Source organism: Micromonospora sp. CNZ322, from assembly GCF_007827755.1.
Genome location: NZ_VITD01000004.1, coordinates 166613 through 183448 on the forward strand (window position 1 = coordinate 166613; position 16836 = coordinate 183448).

The 16836-nt window shown below is 72.7% G+C and carries 14 protein-coding genes; 8 read left to right on the top strand and 6 right to left on the bottom strand.

Annotation, left to right across the window (positions count from 1 at the left end; translation table 11 throughout):
- Positions 1 to 17 precede the first annotated feature (17 nt).
- The 4 genes from FB453_RS12145 to FB453_RS12160 all read left to right on the top strand — a co-directional run bounded on the left by FB453_RS12145 (position 18) and on the right by FB453_RS12160 (position 3903).
- Entirely contained in the window at positions 18 to 785 is a 768-nt protein-coding gene (locus tag FB453_RS12145) for an enoyl-CoA hydratase/isomerase family protein (protein WP_145789928.1), read from the top strand.
- Between the two features lie 148 nt (positions 786 to 933).
- Positions 934 to 1515 carry a hypothetical protein gene (locus FB453_RS12150; protein ID WP_145789931.1) on the top strand — a complete coding sequence of 194 codons (582 nt, stop codon included), beginning with the start codon at positions 934 to 936 and terminating at the stop codon, positions 1513 to 1515.
- A 111-nt stretch (positions 1516 to 1626) separates the two neighbouring features.
- Entirely contained in the window at positions 1627 to 2214 is a 588-nt protein-coding gene (locus tag FB453_RS12155; protein ID WP_145789933.1) for a hypothetical protein, read from the top strand.
- A gap of 78 nt (positions 2215 to 2292) precedes the next feature.
- Positions 2293 to 3903, top strand: a complete 1611-nt coding sequence (locus FB453_RS12160; protein WP_486480245.1) for a serine/threonine-protein kinase — start codon at positions 2293 to 2295, stop codon at positions 3901 to 3903.
- Positions 3904 to 3973: 70 nt separating this feature from the next.
- Here the strand turns inward: FB453_RS12160 and FB453_RS12165 are convergent, their stop codons facing one another.
- The 4 genes from FB453_RS12165 to FB453_RS12180 all read right to left on the bottom strand — a co-directional run bounded on the left by FB453_RS12165 (position 3974) and on the right by FB453_RS12180 (position 8022).
- Positions 3974 to 4417 (bottom strand): HNH endonuclease, encoded by a 444-nt coding sequence (locus FB453_RS12165; protein ID WP_112582893.1) that lies wholly within the window; start codon positions 4415 to 4417, stop codon positions 3974 to 3976.
- Positions 4418 to 4679: 262 nt separating this feature from the next.
- Entirely contained in the window at positions 4680 to 5888 is a 1209-nt protein-coding gene (locus FB453_RS12170; RefSeq protein WP_145789935.1) for a hypothetical protein, read from the bottom strand.
- 67 nt (positions 5889 to 5955) lie between these two features.
- Positions 5956 to 7509: an FAD-dependent oxidoreductase gene (locus FB453_RS12175; protein ID WP_145789937.1), complete on the bottom strand. Its 1554-nt coding sequence runs from the start codon at positions 7507 to 7509 to the stop codon at positions 5956 to 5958.
- Positions 7510 to 7533: 24 nt separating this feature from the next.
- The gene (locus FB453_RS12180) at positions 7534 to 8022 is read right to left on the bottom strand and encodes an MSMEG_6728 family protein (RefSeq protein ID WP_091403045.1); all 489 of its coding nucleotides are present in this window, start codon (positions 8020 to 8022) and stop codon (positions 7534 to 7536) included.
- Positions 8023 to 8117: 95 nt separating this feature from the next.
- On the opposite strand from FB453_RS12180, the gene FB453_RS12185 reads away from it, so the two are divergent.
- From FB453_RS12185 to FB453_RS12200, 4 genes are read left to right on the top strand one after another with little or no spacing between them, the layout of a single operon-like run.
- Positions 8118 to 10100, top strand: coding sequence for a potassium channel family protein (locus FB453_RS12185; RefSeq protein WP_486480246.1), 1983 nt, complete (start codon positions 8118 to 8120; stop codon positions 10098 to 10100).
- A 50-nt stretch (positions 10101 to 10150) separates the two neighbouring features.
- Positions 10151 to 13003, top strand: coding sequence for a BTAD domain-containing putative transcriptional regulator (locus FB453_RS12190; protein ID WP_145789939.1), 2853 nt, complete (start codon positions 10151 to 10153; stop codon positions 13001 to 13003).
- 30 nt (positions 13004 to 13033) lie between these two features.
- Positions 13034 to 14023 carry an ATP-binding cassette domain-containing protein gene (locus FB453_RS12195; RefSeq protein ID WP_145789941.1) on the top strand — a complete coding sequence of 330 codons (990 nt, stop codon included), beginning with the start codon at positions 13034 to 13036 and terminating at the stop codon, positions 14021 to 14023.
- A complete protein-coding gene (locus FB453_RS12200; protein ID WP_112582898.1) occupies positions 14020 to 14805 on the top strand; it encodes an ABC transporter permease in 786 nt (261 codons plus the stop codon). The genes FB453_RS12195 and FB453_RS12200 overlap by 4 nt, the downstream gene beginning before the upstream one ends.
- Before the next feature lie 19 nt (positions 14806 to 14824).
- Here the strand turns inward: FB453_RS12200 and FB453_RS12205 are convergent, their stop codons facing one another.
- Together FB453_RS12205 and FB453_RS12210 are read right to left on the bottom strand one after the other, a co-directional pair.
- Entirely contained in the window at positions 14825 to 16060 is a 1236-nt protein-coding gene (locus FB453_RS12205; protein WP_145789943.1) for an APC family permease, read from the bottom strand.
- A gap of 11 nt (positions 16061 to 16071) precedes the next feature.
- Positions 16072 to 16809, bottom strand: a complete 738-nt coding sequence (locus FB453_RS12210; RefSeq protein ID WP_186718257.1) for a phosphatase PAP2 family protein — start codon at positions 16807 to 16809, stop codon at positions 16072 to 16074.
- Between the last annotated feature and the right edge of the window lie 27 nt (positions 16810 to 16836).

A 16836-nucleotide genomic window follows, 5' to 3' on the forward strand; every position in this document is an offset into this window, starting at 1 on the left:
CGCGGGAAGGGGCGGACGTGTCGGACGCGGAGTTGACCGTCGAGGTGACCGGGCCGGTCGCCACCGTTGTCATCAGCAACCCGGCCCGGCGCAACGCGATGACAGCGGCCATGTGGCGTCAGCTCCCCGAGCTGCTCGACCGGCTGGAGCCCGACCCCGACGTACGGGCTTTGGTGCTCACCGGCGCCGGCGACGCCTTCTGCGCGGGCGCCGACCTCGGTGACCTGGCCGAGTTGCTGGACGCTGGTGACGCCAGCATCGCGGTGACCGCCGAGGAGCGGCTGGCCCGGTTCGCCAAGCCGACGATCGCGGCCATCCGGGGCGCCTGCGTCGGCGGCGGGGCTCAACTCGCGGTCGCCTGCGACCTGCGCATCGCCGCGGACGACTCCCGTTTCGGCGTACCGCCGGCCCGGCTCGGGCTGGTCTATCCGGCACCGACGACGCGCCGGCTGGCCCGGCTGGTCGGCCCGTCCGCCGCCAAGCATCTGCTGTTCACCGCCGAGCTGATCGACGCCGAGCGCGCCCTGCGGATCGGCCTGGTCGACGAGGTGCTGCCGGCCGACCGGCTCGCCGTACGGGTGGACGAACTGACCGCGACGATCGCCCAGCGGTCGCCGCTGAGCATCGCCGCCGCGAAGGAGATCATCGAGGAGCGGGCCGAGCCCGCGCGGATCGCCTGGTGGCACCGGAAGGTGACGACGACCGGCGAGGCCCGCGAGGGGGTGGCGGCGATCGCCGAACGCCGGCAGCCCCGCTTCGCCTGGCGGCCACCGACCGACGCCTGAGCGCCTCGGCTGCTGCGGGTCCCATGACTACGCGGAGCCACCCGAGCCGATGTTGAAACCTGCCGGCCCCGAAGCGCCCGACAGCTGATCGCGTTTGTCGTACGACCATCGATGGGTATCCCGGGACCAACCAGGGGCGGGGGCCTTCATGGAGATGGTGACTTCATCGCAGAGCCGCAATCGTCGGCGACTGATGCTCGTGGTACCGCTGTCGATTCTGGCGGCTGCCATCATCGTCGGCGCGGTCGTGGTTGGTCGCGACACCGGCATCGTCGGCGGCGACCCGCCGGCCTGGGTGGCCGCTCTCGGCGGCGTCCTGCAACTCGGCGGGCTCGCCCTGACGATCGCAACCCTTGTCTGGCTGGTGCGCAGCGGCCGGTTCCGCGCCGACCGCGAGTCGTTGCTGCGGCGGCTGCACCCGTCGGACACCCGAAGCCTGCAGCAACAGGTCAGGCGGGGCGCGCCGCAGGACGATGCGGACTTCGGACTACTCCGGGCCGCCGCGCGGACGATGATCAACCAAGGTTGGTATTCACTGACGCTTCTCGGCTTCGTGATCTCGAGCTTTGGTCAGGTGCTGCTGAAGTTCACACCGCTGTTCGCCGGTCTTTTCGCCGTCATGGCGACGTTGGGCGTCGGTGCCGTCGCGTTCTCCTTCCGTGATGCCAGTCGGGCCAAGGCATTCCTCTGCGCCCACCCAAAACCGGAAGAGCAGGAGTCGCACGACTGACGCGTCTCACCGCAGCATTCGGCAGTCTCGGCCCGACCGGCGGTCGGCGAGCGTTTTGGCTGCCATCGTCGATGGGTAGTTTCCCCGCCACGCGGTGATCGGGGGACCACTATGGACGCGACAGCGACGGATCCGGACCGGGCCGGGCGGAAACAACGGCGACTCCGTCTGATTCTTGGGTTCGTCCTACTGCCCGCCGTGGTCGGCGCGCTCGCGGTCGGTGTCGCGATGGGTGGCCAGAACACCGGCATCTTCGACGGTGATCCGCCGCGCTGGGCCAGTAATCTCGGACGCGTTCTGGTGATTCTCGGAGTCATCGTCGAGGTGGCCGCTGTCGTCTGGGTCGTACGCACCGGGCGCTACCGGGCGTCCCGACAGTCCCCGTTGCTGGCCTTGAGCTGGTCGCGCCGTCGGCGGCTGGCGCGGCAGGTTCGACGCGGCACACCCGAGGCCGACGAAGACGCGGCCCTCCTGGTGGAGACCGCCCGACAGTTCGTCGAGCAGCGCTGGTTTGTGGTGCTGGTCGCCGGGTTGGCGATGACGAGCGTCGGTCAGGCATTCCTGGGGTTCGCGCCGTTCTTCGCGGTGATCGGCGGGTTGTTGCTGGTGATCTGGGCGGTGCTGACCGTGTCGGTCCTGCGAAACGCCCGCCGGGGCGAGGCGTTCCTACGGGACCACCCGGATCTGAGCGGACAGTAGCCGCAAGCCGACCCCACTCATCGCGGGATTTCGATCCCGGGTGCCCGGTTCTCAGGCCGGTACGGCAGGCTGTCCGTCGTGCAGCGTGATCAGTTGCTTGCGGGCCGCTACCGGCTCCTGGAGCGCCTTGGCAGCGGCGGCATGTCGGCGGTGCATCGGGCGTACGACGAGGTGCTCGAACGGGACGTGGCGGTGAAGGTGTTGGTCGCCTCGGACACCAACGCCCGACAGCGGATCCGAGGCGAGGCCAAGGCCGCGGCCCGCCTGTCGCATCCCCACGTGACAGGCGTCTACGACTACGGCGAATCGGTGCTGGACGGTGCCCAGGTCCCGTTCGTGGTGATGGAGTTGCTCGGCGGTCACACACTCGAACACCGGTTGGTGGTCGGGCCGTTGCCGCCGCGCCCCGGTCTGCGGGTGTGCGCCGAGGTGGCCTCGGCCCTCACCGCCGCGCATGAGCAGGGGTTGGTGCACCGCGACATCAAGCCGGGCAACGTGATGCTCACGCCGACCGGTGCGAAGGTGCTCGACTTCGGCATCGCGGCAGCCGCCGGCGCGCCGGAGATCGACTTCGAGGGGCGGCTGCTGGGCACGCCGGCGTACCTGGCGCCGGAGCGGTTGCTGGCCGGCGAGGTGCTGCCGGCCAGCGACGTGTACGCCCTCGGCCTGCTGCTGTACCGGGTGCTCACCGGCCGGTTGCCGTGGCCCGCTGAGACACAGACCGGGATGCTCCGCGTGCACACGCTCGTCGAGCCGGACCCGCTGCCCCCGATCGACGGCGTACCGCCCGAGGTGCACCGGCTCTACCGCTGGTGCCTGGCCGGCGACCCCGCCGACCGGCCGTCGGCCGCCGACGCGGCCCGCATATTGCTCGCCGCCGCCAGCGGCGCCGCCCCCGAGGCGGCTGCCGCTGCCTCGGCGGCAAACGTCGCTGAGTCGACCGGCCCCGGGTCGACCGGCGCCACAACCACGGCCGCACCAACCGGCACCGGGTCAATCGGCACCGGGTCAACCGGCACCGGGTCAACCGGCACCGAGCCGGCCAGGGCCGGACCGACCGGCACCGGGCAGACAGGGGCTGGGCCGACCCGGGATTCGGCGGTGCGGATGAGGCGCGGGCCGTGGCGTCGGCGGCGAGCCATTCTGACGGTCGGCGGAGCCGTGATCGCCGCAGTGGCGCTCGCCGGGTCGCTCGGGGACTTCAGCAATCGTCGACAGGGACAGATCGAAGCGCCGACCGGCAGCGGCCCGGGCACCACCACGGTGGGGATGCCCCGCACCGAGGAGTCGACCGACGCTGCCGACGCCGGACCGTCCGCGGTGCCGCCGAACAGGAACACCGCGCCCGCTACCCGGATCAGCCCTCCGGCCGCTCCGGGCGAGACAGTGGTCCCGGGCCCGACGAGCGCCACTTCTGACCCAACCCCGACCCCGACCGCGCCGACTCCCACCGCTGCCGCCGCTGTACCCGTCGACGCGCGTGGCGGGACGGTCACTGCTCGCTGCGTGGGAAGGTCGGTCGAGGTGCTCACTGTGGTGCTTGCGCCCGATTTCCGGGTCGAGGGGTACGACCCGGGGCCGGCGAAGCAGATCGTGGTCGAGTTGACCTCCGCGGAGCACCGCAGCGAGATCCGGGTGCAGTGCCCCAATGGGCAGATGCAGTCGAAGGTCAAGGAACGCGCCTTCTGATCGGGGGCCGGCGGGTGCCGCGCCCGGGACGTACCCGGGACGCGGCCCCCCGTTCCCGCCGGCCGGTCCGTCACCGCCCGGCCAGCGCCGCCCAGCCCGGGTTCACGGGCTCCCGACGCAGCGGCATGCCCGCCTCCGCTGGCGTCCGGTCCCCCTTGCGCTGGTTGCAGGCGTAGCAGGCGGCGGTGGTGTTCCGCCAGGTGTTCCGGCCGCCGCGCGAGCGGGGCAGGACGTGGTCAATGGTGGAGGCCGGGCCGCCGCAGTACGCGCAGCACCTGTCGTCGCGGCGCAGCACACCGGCGCGCGACCAGGCCGGCCCGGAGTTGAACCTCCACCGGGTGACCACGAAGCGGACCAGCCGCACCACCCGGGGCAGCGGGAAGACCCCGATCACCCGGTCCGGCTCGGCCTCGTGGATCTCGGCCACCCGGCGGCAGAGCATGCGGACAGCGTGTTGAACGGTGACCCGGTGCAGCGGGCCGAGGTCGGCGTTGATGACGAGGACGGCGTCCACCGGGATCTCCCTCCGTGCTGATGACGAACAAGGCGACGACTTACAAGGCGATGACGAACAGGGCGATGAGGGACGGACAGCAAGAAGCCGCCCGGTCCGGCTGTCGGACGGGGCGGCTCAGCGCGTACGGATACGCGTCAGTCGGGCCGGCCCGCCCAGGGACCTTCCGCTCGGTAACCGTCACCGGGCAGCGTCGACAGCACGGTGCTGACGTGCCATGTCGTCATGAGCTGCTCCCGCGGTGGTGGTTGACCTTGCGCGCTCACGGTAGGTCGACCCGGGAGACACGGGCAACGTATTTCGATCGGCCAGCCTCGTCGGGACGCCGCTGGCGACGGGTGCGGGGAGCTGCTTTGGCCGAGACCTGGGCGGTGGTCAGCGGCCGGTTCAGCCGCAGGGCCATCCGTGCGGTGAGTTCGCTGTCCAGCAGCGGCCGGTTGACCTCACCGGCGACGGCGAGGGCCGGCCCGGAGACCGACCGCCAGATCGCGGCCAGCCCGGCGCCGAGGCCCACCAGGGCGACGGTGGCCCGGGTGGTCGGTGAGCCGGCGGCCGCGGCGGCACTCACCCCGACGACCGCGAAGAGCACCAATAGCAGGGGTACGAGCACCGGCCAGAAAATGCCTCGGGCCGCCTGCGCCACCAGTCGCCGGTCTCGGATAATCAGGTTTCTGGCGATCACCGCGTAGTCCTCCTCGTCGAGCAGGTCGCGCGGGTGCAGGCCGCCGGTGAGCACGTCGCGCCAGAGGTCACCCTGGCCGCGCAGCGCCCGGCTCAGGGTGGCGGGCGTCGGCTCGGTCGGGTCCCCGTGGCCGGCGCGGTCGACAGCGCTCGCCCAGGCGGCCAGCGAGCGGCGCACCACCGCGGCCGAGTACGGCGGCAGCACGCTGGCCAGCTCGTCCAACCACCTGCTGATCTGGACCTGCCGGCCGCCGAACTGCCGCAGCAACTGCGTGACGTCGCCGGCTCGGACGGTGTCGGCCACTGAACGGCCCAGTCGGTAGGCCAGCCCGACCCGATGGTTGGCGGCCATCGCCCAACGCAGCACCTCCACGTTGAGGTCGTCGAGGGCGAGCAGCAGCGGCACCGGGTCGGCGGGGTCGGGCTGGCCCAGGTCGGGGAGCAGGGCCCGGGCGGCCGACGTGTCGGGCACCGGCCCGGTGTGCCGGGTGAGGTCGGCGATCTGGGCCAGGGCGACGTCCACCCCGTCGAGGTACATCCGCATCCGACGGTGGGCGGACATTTCGGTGAGGTTGGAGAGTTTGGCCGGCGGTACGGCCGGGCGGGCCTCGACGAAGGCGCGGGGCTCGGCGTGCTGCCCGTGGTGGTAGGCGTCCGCCATCCACCAACCCAGCCGGAGCGCGGTGACGATGCAGGCGCGCTCGTCGCGCATCAGCGGGTACGCGTCGTCGCGGCCGATCTCGTCGATCGACGAACCGTTCTCGGCGCCGGCGCGGTGCAGTGGTGACATCTCCAGCTGCCCTCCCGCCCGGCCGATCGACGGTTGATCATTCGAGCGTACGGCAGCGTACGGTGGCTTATGTTGTGTTTTGTCGATTTGGCCCGGTGCGACCGGCCAACAGCCCACGCGGTCGGATCGAGCGCACCGGCTCGGCCGCGCCACCCTCCGCGCGCAGGATGTGGTTCGCGGCGATGATCCCGGTCGCCGCCGAGCGTTCCATCAACGCGCTCGGGAAGCCCGTGGCGATGCCGTCGCCGGCCAGGTAGAGGCCGTTCGCGTCGGTGCGTACCCCCGGTCGCCAGGCGTGGCTGCCCGGCGTGAACGCCGGCGCCTGCGCCTCCACCCGGGCCCGCAGCTCGCGGACCCGCAGGTCGCCGGCCTCCGGCCAGAGCGCGACCAGCTCGCGGCGCATCCGCTCGGCCAGCTCCTCGGCCGGCACGCCGGGCTCGCAGGCGTACGCGTGCAGCTCGACGACCGACCCGCCGGTCCGCTGCGCCCAGCGCCGCGGCTCGTTCTCCAGCCGGTGGTAGAGCGTCACCGAGTCCAGAGTGGGTTGGCGGGACACGCCGCTGAACACCGCCCGCTCGGCGGCCACGTCCCCGTCACACCAGTAGCGCGCCACCGCGTACGGCGGGCCGGGGGTGCCGAAGGCCGGCATCCGTGCCGCCAGATCGGGTGCCTGCTCGGCCAGGTCCGGGGAGGCCGCCACCAGCGCGGCGAGCGCCGGCGGGTCGACGGCGAGCACGACGTGACCCGCCGGATGGCTGCCGCCGTCGGTGGTCGTCACCCGCCAGCCCTCGGCGTCGCGGTGCACCCCGGTGGCGGCGCAGCTGGTGAGGACCCGGCCGCCGTGCTTCTCCACGTGCCGGGTCAGCGGCTCCCAGATCGCGGTGGCGTAGTCCTCGTCGGGGCAGTCGAAGGCCAGCCCCTCCGGGTTGCCGAGCAGGTAGAAGTGGAACTGGGCGACCATCTCGGCGGCCGACATCTCCGCCTCGTGGTTGAAGAACGAGTGCGAGAAGACCTCGAACAGCATCGCCCGCGCCCGGTCCGGCAGTCGCAGCGACGCCAGCAGCTCGTCGGCTGTGGTGTCGTCCAGGTCGGCGTAGGTGCGCACCGGGTCGTAGCTGAGCAGCGGCAGCGCCGCGTCCCGGTCCATCAGTCGCAGGTCGGCCAGGCGCACGCTGGGGCTGCGCAGCAGCAGCGCCAGCAGGTTCGCCGGTGGCGCGGGTGGCAACCTGCCGAACTCCTCGGTCGGCCACTGCTCGCTGAGAATCGGGTAGCCCGGGATGGGCTTGAGGAAGCCGAGGTCACTGTCGATCCGGCGGAGGATGGACCGCCAGTTGTAGTACTGCCGGAAGAACGCGTGGAAGCCGTGCTCGTTCTGCTGGCTGCCGTCGGCGAGCGCCTCCGGCCAGGCGCCCAGTCGGCCACCGAGGGTGGGTGCCGCCTCCAGCACCGTGACCGCCACACCCCGCTCGGCCAGCACCACCGCCGCCGACATCCCGGCGATGCCGCCACCCACCACCAGCGCCGTGGTCGGTCGCGGCACCCGGTCGGCGCCACCGCCGCCCGGGTCCACCTGGTGCTGCCGTACGCCGATCAGCCGACCTACCACTTGCGACAGCGCCATGGGCCCAGTCTGCCCCACTTTGGATCAGTCGGCTGGTAAGCAACGGCGGGGACGGTCGGAGGCCGGCCAGACGTACTCCAGATCCTCCGGCACGTCGTCGCCGAACAGCGGGCGGTAGTGCGTCGGGTCCTTGCGCAGCAGCGACGAGCGGTGACTCAGGTGCAGGTCGTCGCGGCCCAACCACGGTGGCAGCTCACCGGCTCGGGCCAGCTCGTCCTGGGTTCGGATCACGCCGGCCCCGCAGGCGGCGGCGAGGTCGACGGTCATCGTGGTGGCGCAGGTGTCGGCCCGCCCCGGTTCGGTCCAGACCGCGCACATGTCCAGCCCGTAGCGGACGAGCGCCTCCTCGTACCCCGCCCACATCTTCACCGCCGGGTGGTTGCGCCAGCCGTACCCGGGTCGGGTGAGTCCACGCAGCACCTGGATGGCCTCCACCCGTTGCTTGCCGAGCCGCTTCTGGTCCAGCGTGCGGGCGCTGGCCAGAAAGCCCGGGTACGGGAGGAACGTCTGCATGGCGCTGCTCTACCCGTCGCCGGAGCGGACATACCTGGTCCCGGGATGATCCGGACGGGGTCGCCCACCGTGGCCGTGCTGATTACGATCCGGGCATGGCGGAGCCGTGGCGGGACCGGGCGCGACGGGCGGTCGAGTGGAACTGGCGGCTGCGGTCCGTCGGTGATCCGCGCCCGCACTACGTGATCTGTGGCAGGGACGCGCTCGCCTACTACGTGGCCCGGGCGATGCTCGAATCCGAGCTGCCGACGGGTGGGGCCCGGGTGACAGTCGTGGTGCCCGAGCGTTACCGCAGCAACGGGCCGGACGTGGCCGGGCTGCGCGGCGTCCGCGTGGTCCGCTCGGATCGGCTGGACGTGGCCACCTTCGAGGCCGCCGGTCTGGCCGGCGCGACGGGGCTCGCCCTGTTGCACCAGGACGACGTGGGCAACCTGCACGCCGCGCTCTGCGCCCAGGCTGTCGACCAGCGGGTCCGCCAGGTGCTGCGGATGTTCAACGGCACTCTCGCCGACGGCGTACGCAAGCTGCTCAAGGCCCCGGTCGAGGTGCTCTCCGACGCCGAGATGGCTGCGCCGGCCTTCGTGGCCGCCGCGCTCAACGAGGTCGACCCGAGTTCCTTCCAGCATCGGGACAAGACGCTGCGGGTGGCGCGGCGGGCCGACGTCCGACCGCAGGACGTGGTCTGTGCGTTGGCGCACCTCAGCGAGACGCGGGGGGTGGAGCTGCTGCCGGCCGAGCAGGCCGGCGCCGACCTGGTGCTCGCCGAGGCGACCGGTCAGCCACCGGCCACCGAGGTCGCCGCCCGCCGGTTGGTCCGGGCACGTCGGCGGCGTCGTCCGGTCGCGGTGGTCCTGGGGGCGGTACGTGGCTTCGCCACCCGCAAGATCGGCATAGCGGTGATGGCGGTGCTCGCGCTGATCGCGGTGCTGGGGGCGCTGATCTCCCGGGCCGAGGACGTCTCTCCGCTGGAGGCGCTGTACCTGACGTTGGTCACCACCCTCAGCGGAGCCGACCCGGACACCACCAAGGCGGCGGACGCCCAGATCATGCAGGTGGTGCTCAACCTGGCCGGGTTGGCGCTGATCCCACTGATCACCGCCGTCGTGGTGGACGGCATCGTCAACGCCCGGCTGGCCCTGCACACCGGCCGCCTGCAACCCGCGCGGGTCGGGCACGTGGTGGTGATCGGCCTGGGCAACGTCGGCACCCGGGTGATGGCGCAGCTGCGCGAGTACGACGTCGAGGTGGTGGCGATCGACAAGGATCCGGAGCCGCGCGGCGCCGCACTGGCCCGCCAACTGGAGGTGCCGCTGATCGTCGGCGACGCCGCGTTGCCGGAGACGCTGGTCGCCGCCTCGGTGGCCGACTGCCAGGCGCTGGTGGTGGCGTCCACCGACGACGTGGCCAACCTGGAGGCGGCGCTCGCTGCTCGCGACCTCCGCGCCGACCTGCGCGTGGTGCTTCGGCTCTTCGACGGTGACTTCGCCGAACGGGTGGAGGAGACCTTCGCGCTCGGCGTGTCCCGTTCGGTCTCCTACCTGGCCGCCCCGGCCTTCATCGGGGCGCTCACCGAACGCGCCGTGATCAGCACCATCCCGGTCGACCGGCACGCGTTGCCGGTCGCCGAGGTGCCGGTCGCCGCCGGCTCCGAGCTGGACGGCCGACCACTGGGTGTGGTCAACCGGGACGGGCAGGTCCGGCTGATCGCCCGCACCCCGGCGGGCGGCGCCAAGACCATCTGGTGGAAGGACCTCGACCCTCGGCAGGTGATCTTCGCCGGTGACCGGCTGACCGTGGTCGCCCGGCGGCGCGGGTTGGACTGGCTGACGCGGCAGTGCGCCCCGCCCGCCCACCCGGTCCCGGTCCCTCGGCCGGGCGGGGTCCACGGCGGGTTGAAAACCCCGGCGGCGGCGTCTCCTCCGGTGCCCGGCCCGACGGACCCCGGGGTCGCCGCGTCCGCACCCGGCGCAGCGCATCCCGTTCCTCCCGCCGAGGGCGCCTCTTCGACGACCAACGGCGGCCTACCTGACGAATTCGAGCTGACCCGCCGGCAGGACGGGACCGGCGAGGTGAGCTGACGCCACCCGGCGCGGCCAGAACCGGCCCGCGGTGGGCGACAATCCATGGCATGCGTTTCCGCATCCTGGGGCCGACCCAGGTGGTGCTGGCCGACGGGCGAGAGGTCCCCGTGGGCGGTCCGCGGCTGCGCGCCCTGCTGGCGCTTCTCCTGCTCGACGCGGGCCGGGTGGTCTCCGCGGAGCGCCTGATCGACGGTCTCTACGGGGAGCATCCGCCCCGGGGTGCCGCCAACGCCCTCCAGTCCCAGGTGTCGCGGCTGCGCCAGGCCCTGCCCGCCGGGCACGACCCGGTCGAGTTTCACCCGGCCGGATATCGCCTGGCAGTGGACCCCGACGACGTCGACGCGTACCGGTTTGAACGGCTCGCCGAGGCGGGGCGCCGCGCGCTCGGCGACGGCGACTGGCACCGGGCGGCGACGGTGTTGCGCGAGGCGCTGGAGCTGTGGCGTGGTCCCGCCCTGGCCGATGCCATCGGCGCAGCCGGCGCACCCGCCCAGGCGGCCCGGCTGGACGAGCTGCGGTTGGCCGCCATCGAGGATCGGGTCGAGGCGGACCTGGCGTTGGGCGCACATAGCGCGCTGATCGCGGAGTTGCGGGAGCTGGTCGTCGCGCACCCCCTCCGGGAGCGGGCGCGGGGCCAGCTCATGCGTGCCCTGACGGCACTGGGTCGGCCGGCGGAGGCGCTGGCCGAGTTCGAGGACGCCCGGCACACGCTTGCCGAGCAGCTCGGCGTCGACCCGTCGGCGGAGTTGGCCGCGGTCCACCTGGCGGTGCTGCGCGGTGAGGAACGCGGGTCGGCCGAACCGGTGCTGCCGAGTCAACTCACCACCTTCGTCGGGCGCGAGGAGGAGCTCAAGCGTGTTGGCGACCTGCTCGGCGATCGCCGGCTCGTCACCCTCACCGGCCCCGGGGGCGCGGGCAAGACGCGCCTGGCGATCGAGGCCGCGGGCCGGGTCGACGGGGAGGTCCGTTTCGTCGAGCTGGCCGGGCTGGCCGATGGGTCGGACGTTCCGCAGGCGGTGCTGAGCGCGCTCGGCCTGCGCGACGCGGGCCTGCGCGCCCCGGCCGAGTCGGGCTGGCAGACCACCGACCGGCTGGTCGAGGCGCTCGCCGAGCGGCGACTGCTGCTGGTGCTCGACAACTGCGAACACGTCCTCGTCGACGCGGCCCGGCTGGCCGCCCGGTTGCTGAGCGCGTGCCCGGCGTTGCGCGTCCTGGCCACCAGTCGGGAGCCGCTCGGGCTGGCCGGTGAGGCGCTGTGCCCGCTGTCCGGGCTCACAGTGCCGCCGCTCGGCGCGTCCGTGCTGGACGCCGACGAGTACGCGGCGGTCGGCCTCTTCGCCCAGCGGGCCGCCGACGTCGCGCCCGACTTCACCGTCACGCCGGCCAACGTCGAGATGGTGCTGCGGATCTGCCGCAGTCTGGACGGCCTGCCCCTGGCGATCGAGTTGGCCGCCGCGCGGCTGCGGGCGCTGTCCGTGGCCGAGGTGGCCGCACGTCTCGACGACCGGTTCCGGCTGTTGTCGACGGGCAACCGGGCCGTGTCGCCGCGACACCGCACTCTGCGGGCCGTTGTCGAGTGGAGTTGGGATCTGCTCGACAACGCCGAACGGGAAGTGGCCCGACGGCTGACAGTCTTCGCCGGTGGGGCCACGCTGGAGGCGGCCGAGCGAATCTGCGGCCTGCCCACCGCCGAGTTCGTCGACGCGCTCACCGGTCTCGTCGACAAGTCCTTCGTGGAGATGACCGGCGGTCGGTACCGAATGCTCGAAACGGTGCGGGCCTTCTGCGCCGAGCGTCTCGCCGAGGCCGGCGAGGCCGACCAGCTCCGTCGCGCGCACACCGCGTACTTCCTGGAATTCGCCTGGACCGCCAGCGATCACCTTCGCTGCGCGGAGCAGCTGCACTGGCTGCGACGGCTCGACGCGGAGCGGGACAACCTGCACGCGGCGTTGCGCCGGGCCACCGCGGCCGGTGACGCGTCCGAGGCGGCCGGAATGGTCGCGGCCCTGTCGTTCTACTGGTGGCTGCGCGGCATGCGCGGGGAAGGAGCGCGGCTCGCCGCGGACGTCCTCGAACTGCTCGGCACCCAGGCGCCGCCGGGGCTGGGTGAGGAGTTCGCCCTCTGCGTCTACAACGCCTCGCTCGCCGGCTCCGGCCCTCTGCCGTCCCTCGGGACGCAGCGGTCCGTGATCCGCAGCCTCGACGGGCCGCCCCGACAGCCCTTCCTGCTGTACCTGTCGGGGATCTCGACGGGACCGCCGTCCGGCGGTGCCGAGGACGTCGACGAGCTGATGGGGGAGCTGCGACGGCTGGTCGGCCCGGACGCGTGGATCAACGCGCTCGGCGCGATGGGCACCGGCTCGGCGCTGATGTGGAGCGACCAGCGGGACCGGGCCAGGGTCGCGCTGGCCACCGCGCTCGACGGCTTCCGCGGCACCGGGGACCGGTGGGGCACCATGATCACGCTCGGTGCGCTCGGCGAACTGGCCGCCTGGCAGGGCGACCCGGAGACCGCGGGCACCCACATGGATGAGGCCATGGGACTGGTCGAGGCGCTCGGGTCGGCCGTCGACCAGGCCGACATGCTGCGTACCCGGGGCGAGATAAGGCTGCGCGCCGGTGACCTCGCGGGGGCGCACGACGACTTCGCCGGTGCGTTGCTCCTCGCGCAGCGCAGCGGCGCGCCCGAGTTCGTGGCCAGCGCCCGGCTCGGCCTCGCCCAGGTGGCCCGCGTGCGCGGAGACCTGGCCGCCGCGAGGCGGTTCTGCGAGGAGGCGTTGACCGGCGGACTCACCGGCTGGTACGTCGGCGAGGCCGCCCGTGCGGAGATCATTCTCGTCCTGGAGGAGATCACCGAGGCGGAGAAGGCCGGTGCGCCGCCGTCAGCGGGCGGTGCGTGATCCGTCAGCGGCCGGCCGCACCGTGGGGGCATGACGACATTCGAGGTGGTCGCCGAGGGTCTGGGCAAGCGGTACGGCCCGACCCGCGCGCTCGACACGTTCGACCTGACCGTGCCGCCCGGCACGGTCCACGGACTGCTGGGACCGAACGGCGCGGGCAAGACGACTGCCGTACGGATCCTCACCACGCTGCTGCGCTTCGACACGGGAAGGGCCACAGTGGCCGGGTACGACGTGGCGCGCCGGCCGGACGAGGTGCGCGCCCGGATCGGGCTGACCGGGCAGTACGCCGCGGTTGACGAGATCCTCAGCGGCCGGCAGAACCTGGAGCTGTTCGGCCGGCTGTTCCGGCTCGGCCGACGGGAGGCCCGCCGACGTGCCGGTGAGCTGCTGGAACGGTTCGGGCTCGACGAGGCGGCGGCTCGGTCCGCCGGTGAGTACTCGGGTGGGATGCGTCGCCGACTGGACCTCGCCGCCAGCCTGATCCGCACGCCGCGCGTGCTCTTTTTGGACGAGCCGACGACCGGCCTGGACCCGCGCAGTCGCAACCAGGTGTGGGACCTGGTGCGGGGTCTCGTGGCGGACGGGACGACCGTGCTGCTCACCACGCAGTACCTGGAGGAGGCCGACCAGCTCGCCGACCGGATCTCGGTGATCGACGCCGGTCGGGTGGTGGCCGAGGGCTCACCGGACCAGCTGAAGGCGATGACCGGCGGCGACCGTATCGAGGTGGTGGTCCGCGACGCGGCCGAGCTGAGCCACGCGGCACGCCTCGTCGCGCCGATCTGCGGTGCGGAGCCCGAACTCGACCCGGAGGTCCGACGGCTCAGCGTGCCGGTGGTCGATCGCGTCGCCGGCCTGGTCGACGTGGTTCGCGCGCTGGACGACGCAGGGATCGCTGTCGAGGACATCGGCCTGCGGCGCGCGACGTTGGACGAGGCGTTTCTGCACCTGACCGGCCACCGGCCGGACGAGGCCCGCGAGCCCGTGGCGGCGGGACGAAAGGCGGACGTGGCATGACCACTGTGATCGCTGACGGCTGGACGATGACCAGGCGGAACATGACCCATGTGATCCGCGCTCCGGAGGAACTGATCCTCTACTTCTCGCTGCCGATCATGTTCGTGCTGGTCTTCGGGTACGTGTTCGGCAGCGGCATGCAGGTGGCGGGCGGTGGCAGCTACCGCGAGTTCCTGCTGCCGGGGGTCTTCGTGATGACGATGCTCTACGGGCTGGGGGCCACCGCGACCGGCGTGGCGCTGGACCTCAGCCGGGGTGTGGTCGACCGGTTCCGGTCGATGCCGATGGCACGGTCCGCCCTGATGACCGGTCGCAGCGCAGCCGACCTGCTGCGCGCCCTGCTGGAGATGTCCACCCTCCTGGTGTGTGGCCTGCTCGTCGGGTGGCAGTGGCGGCAGGGTGTCGGCAAGGCGTTGCTCGCCGTCGGTCTCCTCCTGCTGCTGCGAATCGCGATCACCTGGGTCGGGATCTACCTGGCGTTGCTGGTCCGCAACCCGGACACGGTCGGTGTGATCGTCTTTCCGGCGGCGTTCCCGTTGAGCGCGATCTCCAACGTCTTCGTGTCGCCCGAGCTGATGCCTCCGGTCATCGGGACGATCTCGGAGTGGAACCCGTTGTCGGCCACCGTGGCGGCGATCCGAGAACTGTTCGGCAACCCGGGCCTGGGTGGCGACTCCTGGCCGGCGGAGCACGCGATGCTGTTGGCGGTGCTGTGGCCGGTGCTGCTGATCGCGACGTTCGCCCCGCTGGCCGTGCGCCGCTACCAGCGGTTGAGCCGATGACTCCGGCCGCCCGCCGGGGTCAGCGGCGAGCCCGCAGCGCGTAGAAGGCGGCACCAACGGCGAGCACGCCGAAGCCGGCGAGAACGCTGCCCAGCGGCAGGTTGATCGCCAACAGTAGGCAACCGAAGAGCCCCAGACCGGCGAGCACCCGGACCGGCAACCGCCGGTCCGGGTCCCGGCCCAGGGTGAGCGCAGCCGCGTTGGTGATCGCGTAGTAGACGAGCACCGTGCAGCTGGAGAAGCCGATCGCCGCGCGTACGTCGCCGAGCAGCACCACCACGATCACCACGCCGGCGACCGCCAGTTCGGCGCGGCGCGGCACCTGGTGCACCGGGTGCACGGCGGCCAGCGCGCCGGGCAGGTCACGGCGGCGGGCCATGGCGAGGGTGGTCCGACCGACCCCGGCGACCAGGGACAGCAGCACCCCGACGACCGCGATGGTGGCACCGGCGCGGACCACCCACGCCAGGCCGGGCAGCCCGGCGGCGGTCACCACGTCGACCAGGGGCGCGGCAGAATCGGCCAGCCGGTCGGCGCCGAGCACGCCGAGGGCGACCACGGCCAGCACCAGGTAGATCACGAGCACCACCCCGAGCGCCAGCGGCACCGCGCGCGGGATGGTCCGCTGCGGGTCGCGGACCTCCTCGCCCAACGTGGCGATCCGGGCGTACCCGGCGAAGGCGAAGAACAACAACCCGGCGGCGGTGAGCACGCCCCGCGCCGAACCGCCGGGCTCGCCGAGCCGGTCCAGATGCACCGGTCCGCCGACCAGGCCGACGACCGTGACCACTGCCAGCACCGCCAGCACCAACGCGACCAACGCCCTGGTCACGGTGGCGGTCTTGCCGATGCCACGCAGGTTCACCGCGGTGACCGCGAGCACCGCGCCGACGGCGACCAGACGGGCCTGGCCCGGCCAGAGGTACGCCCCGACCGTCAGCGCCATCGCCGCACAGCTCGCCGTCTTGCCGACCACGAAGCCCCAACCGGCCAGAAACCCGGCGAACGGCCCGAGGCGCTCCCGGCCGTAGACGTAGGTGCCACCGGACTCCGGGTAACGGGCCGCGAGCCGCGCCGAGCTGGTCGCGTTGCAGAAGGCGACAAAGCCGGCCAGCGCCAGCGCGGGCAGCAGGCCGGCGCCGCCGGCCGCCGCCACCGCCGGGCCGAAGACCACGAAGACGCCCGCACCCAGCATCGAGCCCAACCCGATGACAACCGCATCGGGTACGCCCAGCCGCCGCGCCAGTTGATTCACGAACCAGAACCCTAGGGGTACGAGGTGAACGGCCGGTCCCATCCGCGTAACCGGCCGGGGAGCGGCACGCCGTCCCAGGGTGCGCGGTGCAGCAGCCGGTCCAGGAGCAGGCCCAGCAGCAGCCCGGCCACCGAGTCGGTCAGCCAGTGCCAGCCGAGATAGGTGGTGGTGGTGAGGACGACCAGCGGCGGCACGACGCGGATCACGGTGACGAGCCGGGCCGGCAGTTGGCGGCCGAAGCTGCGGGCCAGCGGGGCGAGCAGCATCGCGATGACCCCGTACCAGACGATCGCGTTGGCGACGTGCCCCGACGGGTAGGACTGGGCGAACCGCACCGGCAGGTCGTCGTGGAACAGCGGCAGGGTCTGCTCGGGCGTCAGGAACGGCTCCTTGACGCTGGCGCTCGGCGCCGCCCGCGCGGTCCAGATCTTGAGCGGGCCGATCGTCAGGTTGGTCAGCACGAACGCGACCACCGGAGGCAGGATCGGCCGCACCGACCGCAGCCGGACGGCCAACAGCACGCCCAGCCCGGCGGCGATCAACGTCAGCGGAGTGCCCTGGCCGAGGAAGTTCAGCACCCGGGCCACCCAGTACGCGGCGGTCGGCCGGTGCCCGTCGGCCCAGTCGGCGACCGCCCGGTCCAATCCGAAGAGCCGGTCGGCGGCGAGCGCCACAGTCAACCCGACCAGACCGACCAGCAGGAGCACGTCGAACCACCAGCCGGCCGGGCGGACGGGCCGTAGCCGCAGGTCACGTCGTACCGCTGTGGGTTTGAG

Bases quoted from the DNA above. Each gene is read 5' to 3' on its own strand.
- FB453_RS12185 (WP_486480246.1), top strand. From the start codon at position 8,118: ATGGCGGAGCCGTGGCGGGACCGGGCGCGACGGGCGGTCGAGTGGAAC.
- FB453_RS12150 (WP_145789931.1), top strand. From the start codon at position 934: ATGGAGATGGTGACTTCATCGCAGAGCCGCAATCGTCGGCGACTGATG.
- FB453_RS12170 (WP_145789935.1), bottom strand. From the start codon at position 5,888: ATGTCACCACTGCACCGCGCCGGCGCCGAGAACGGTTCGTCGATCGAC.
- FB453_RS12175 (WP_145789937.1), bottom strand. From the start codon at position 7,509: ATGGCGCTGTCGCAAGTGGTAGGTCGGCTGATCGGCGTACGGCAGCAC.
- FB453_RS12155 (WP_145789933.1), top strand. From the start codon at position 1,627: ATGGACGCGACAGCGACGGATCCGGACCGGGCCGGGCGGAAACAACGG.
- FB453_RS12190 (WP_145789939.1), top strand. From the start codon at position 10,151: ATGCGTTTCCGCATCCTGGGGCCGACCCAGGTGGTGCTGGCCGACGGG.
- FB453_RS12195 (WP_145789941.1), top strand. From the start codon at position 13,034: ATGACGACATTCGAGGTGGTCGCCGAGGGTCTGGGCAAGCGGTACGGC.
- FB453_RS12180 (WP_091403045.1), bottom strand. From the start codon at position 8,022: ATGCAGACGTTCCTCCCGTACCCGGGCTTTCTGGCCAGCGCCCGCACG.
- FB453_RS12200 (WP_112582898.1), top strand. From the start codon at position 14,020: ATGACCACTGTGATCGCTGACGGCTGGACGATGACCAGGCGGAACATG.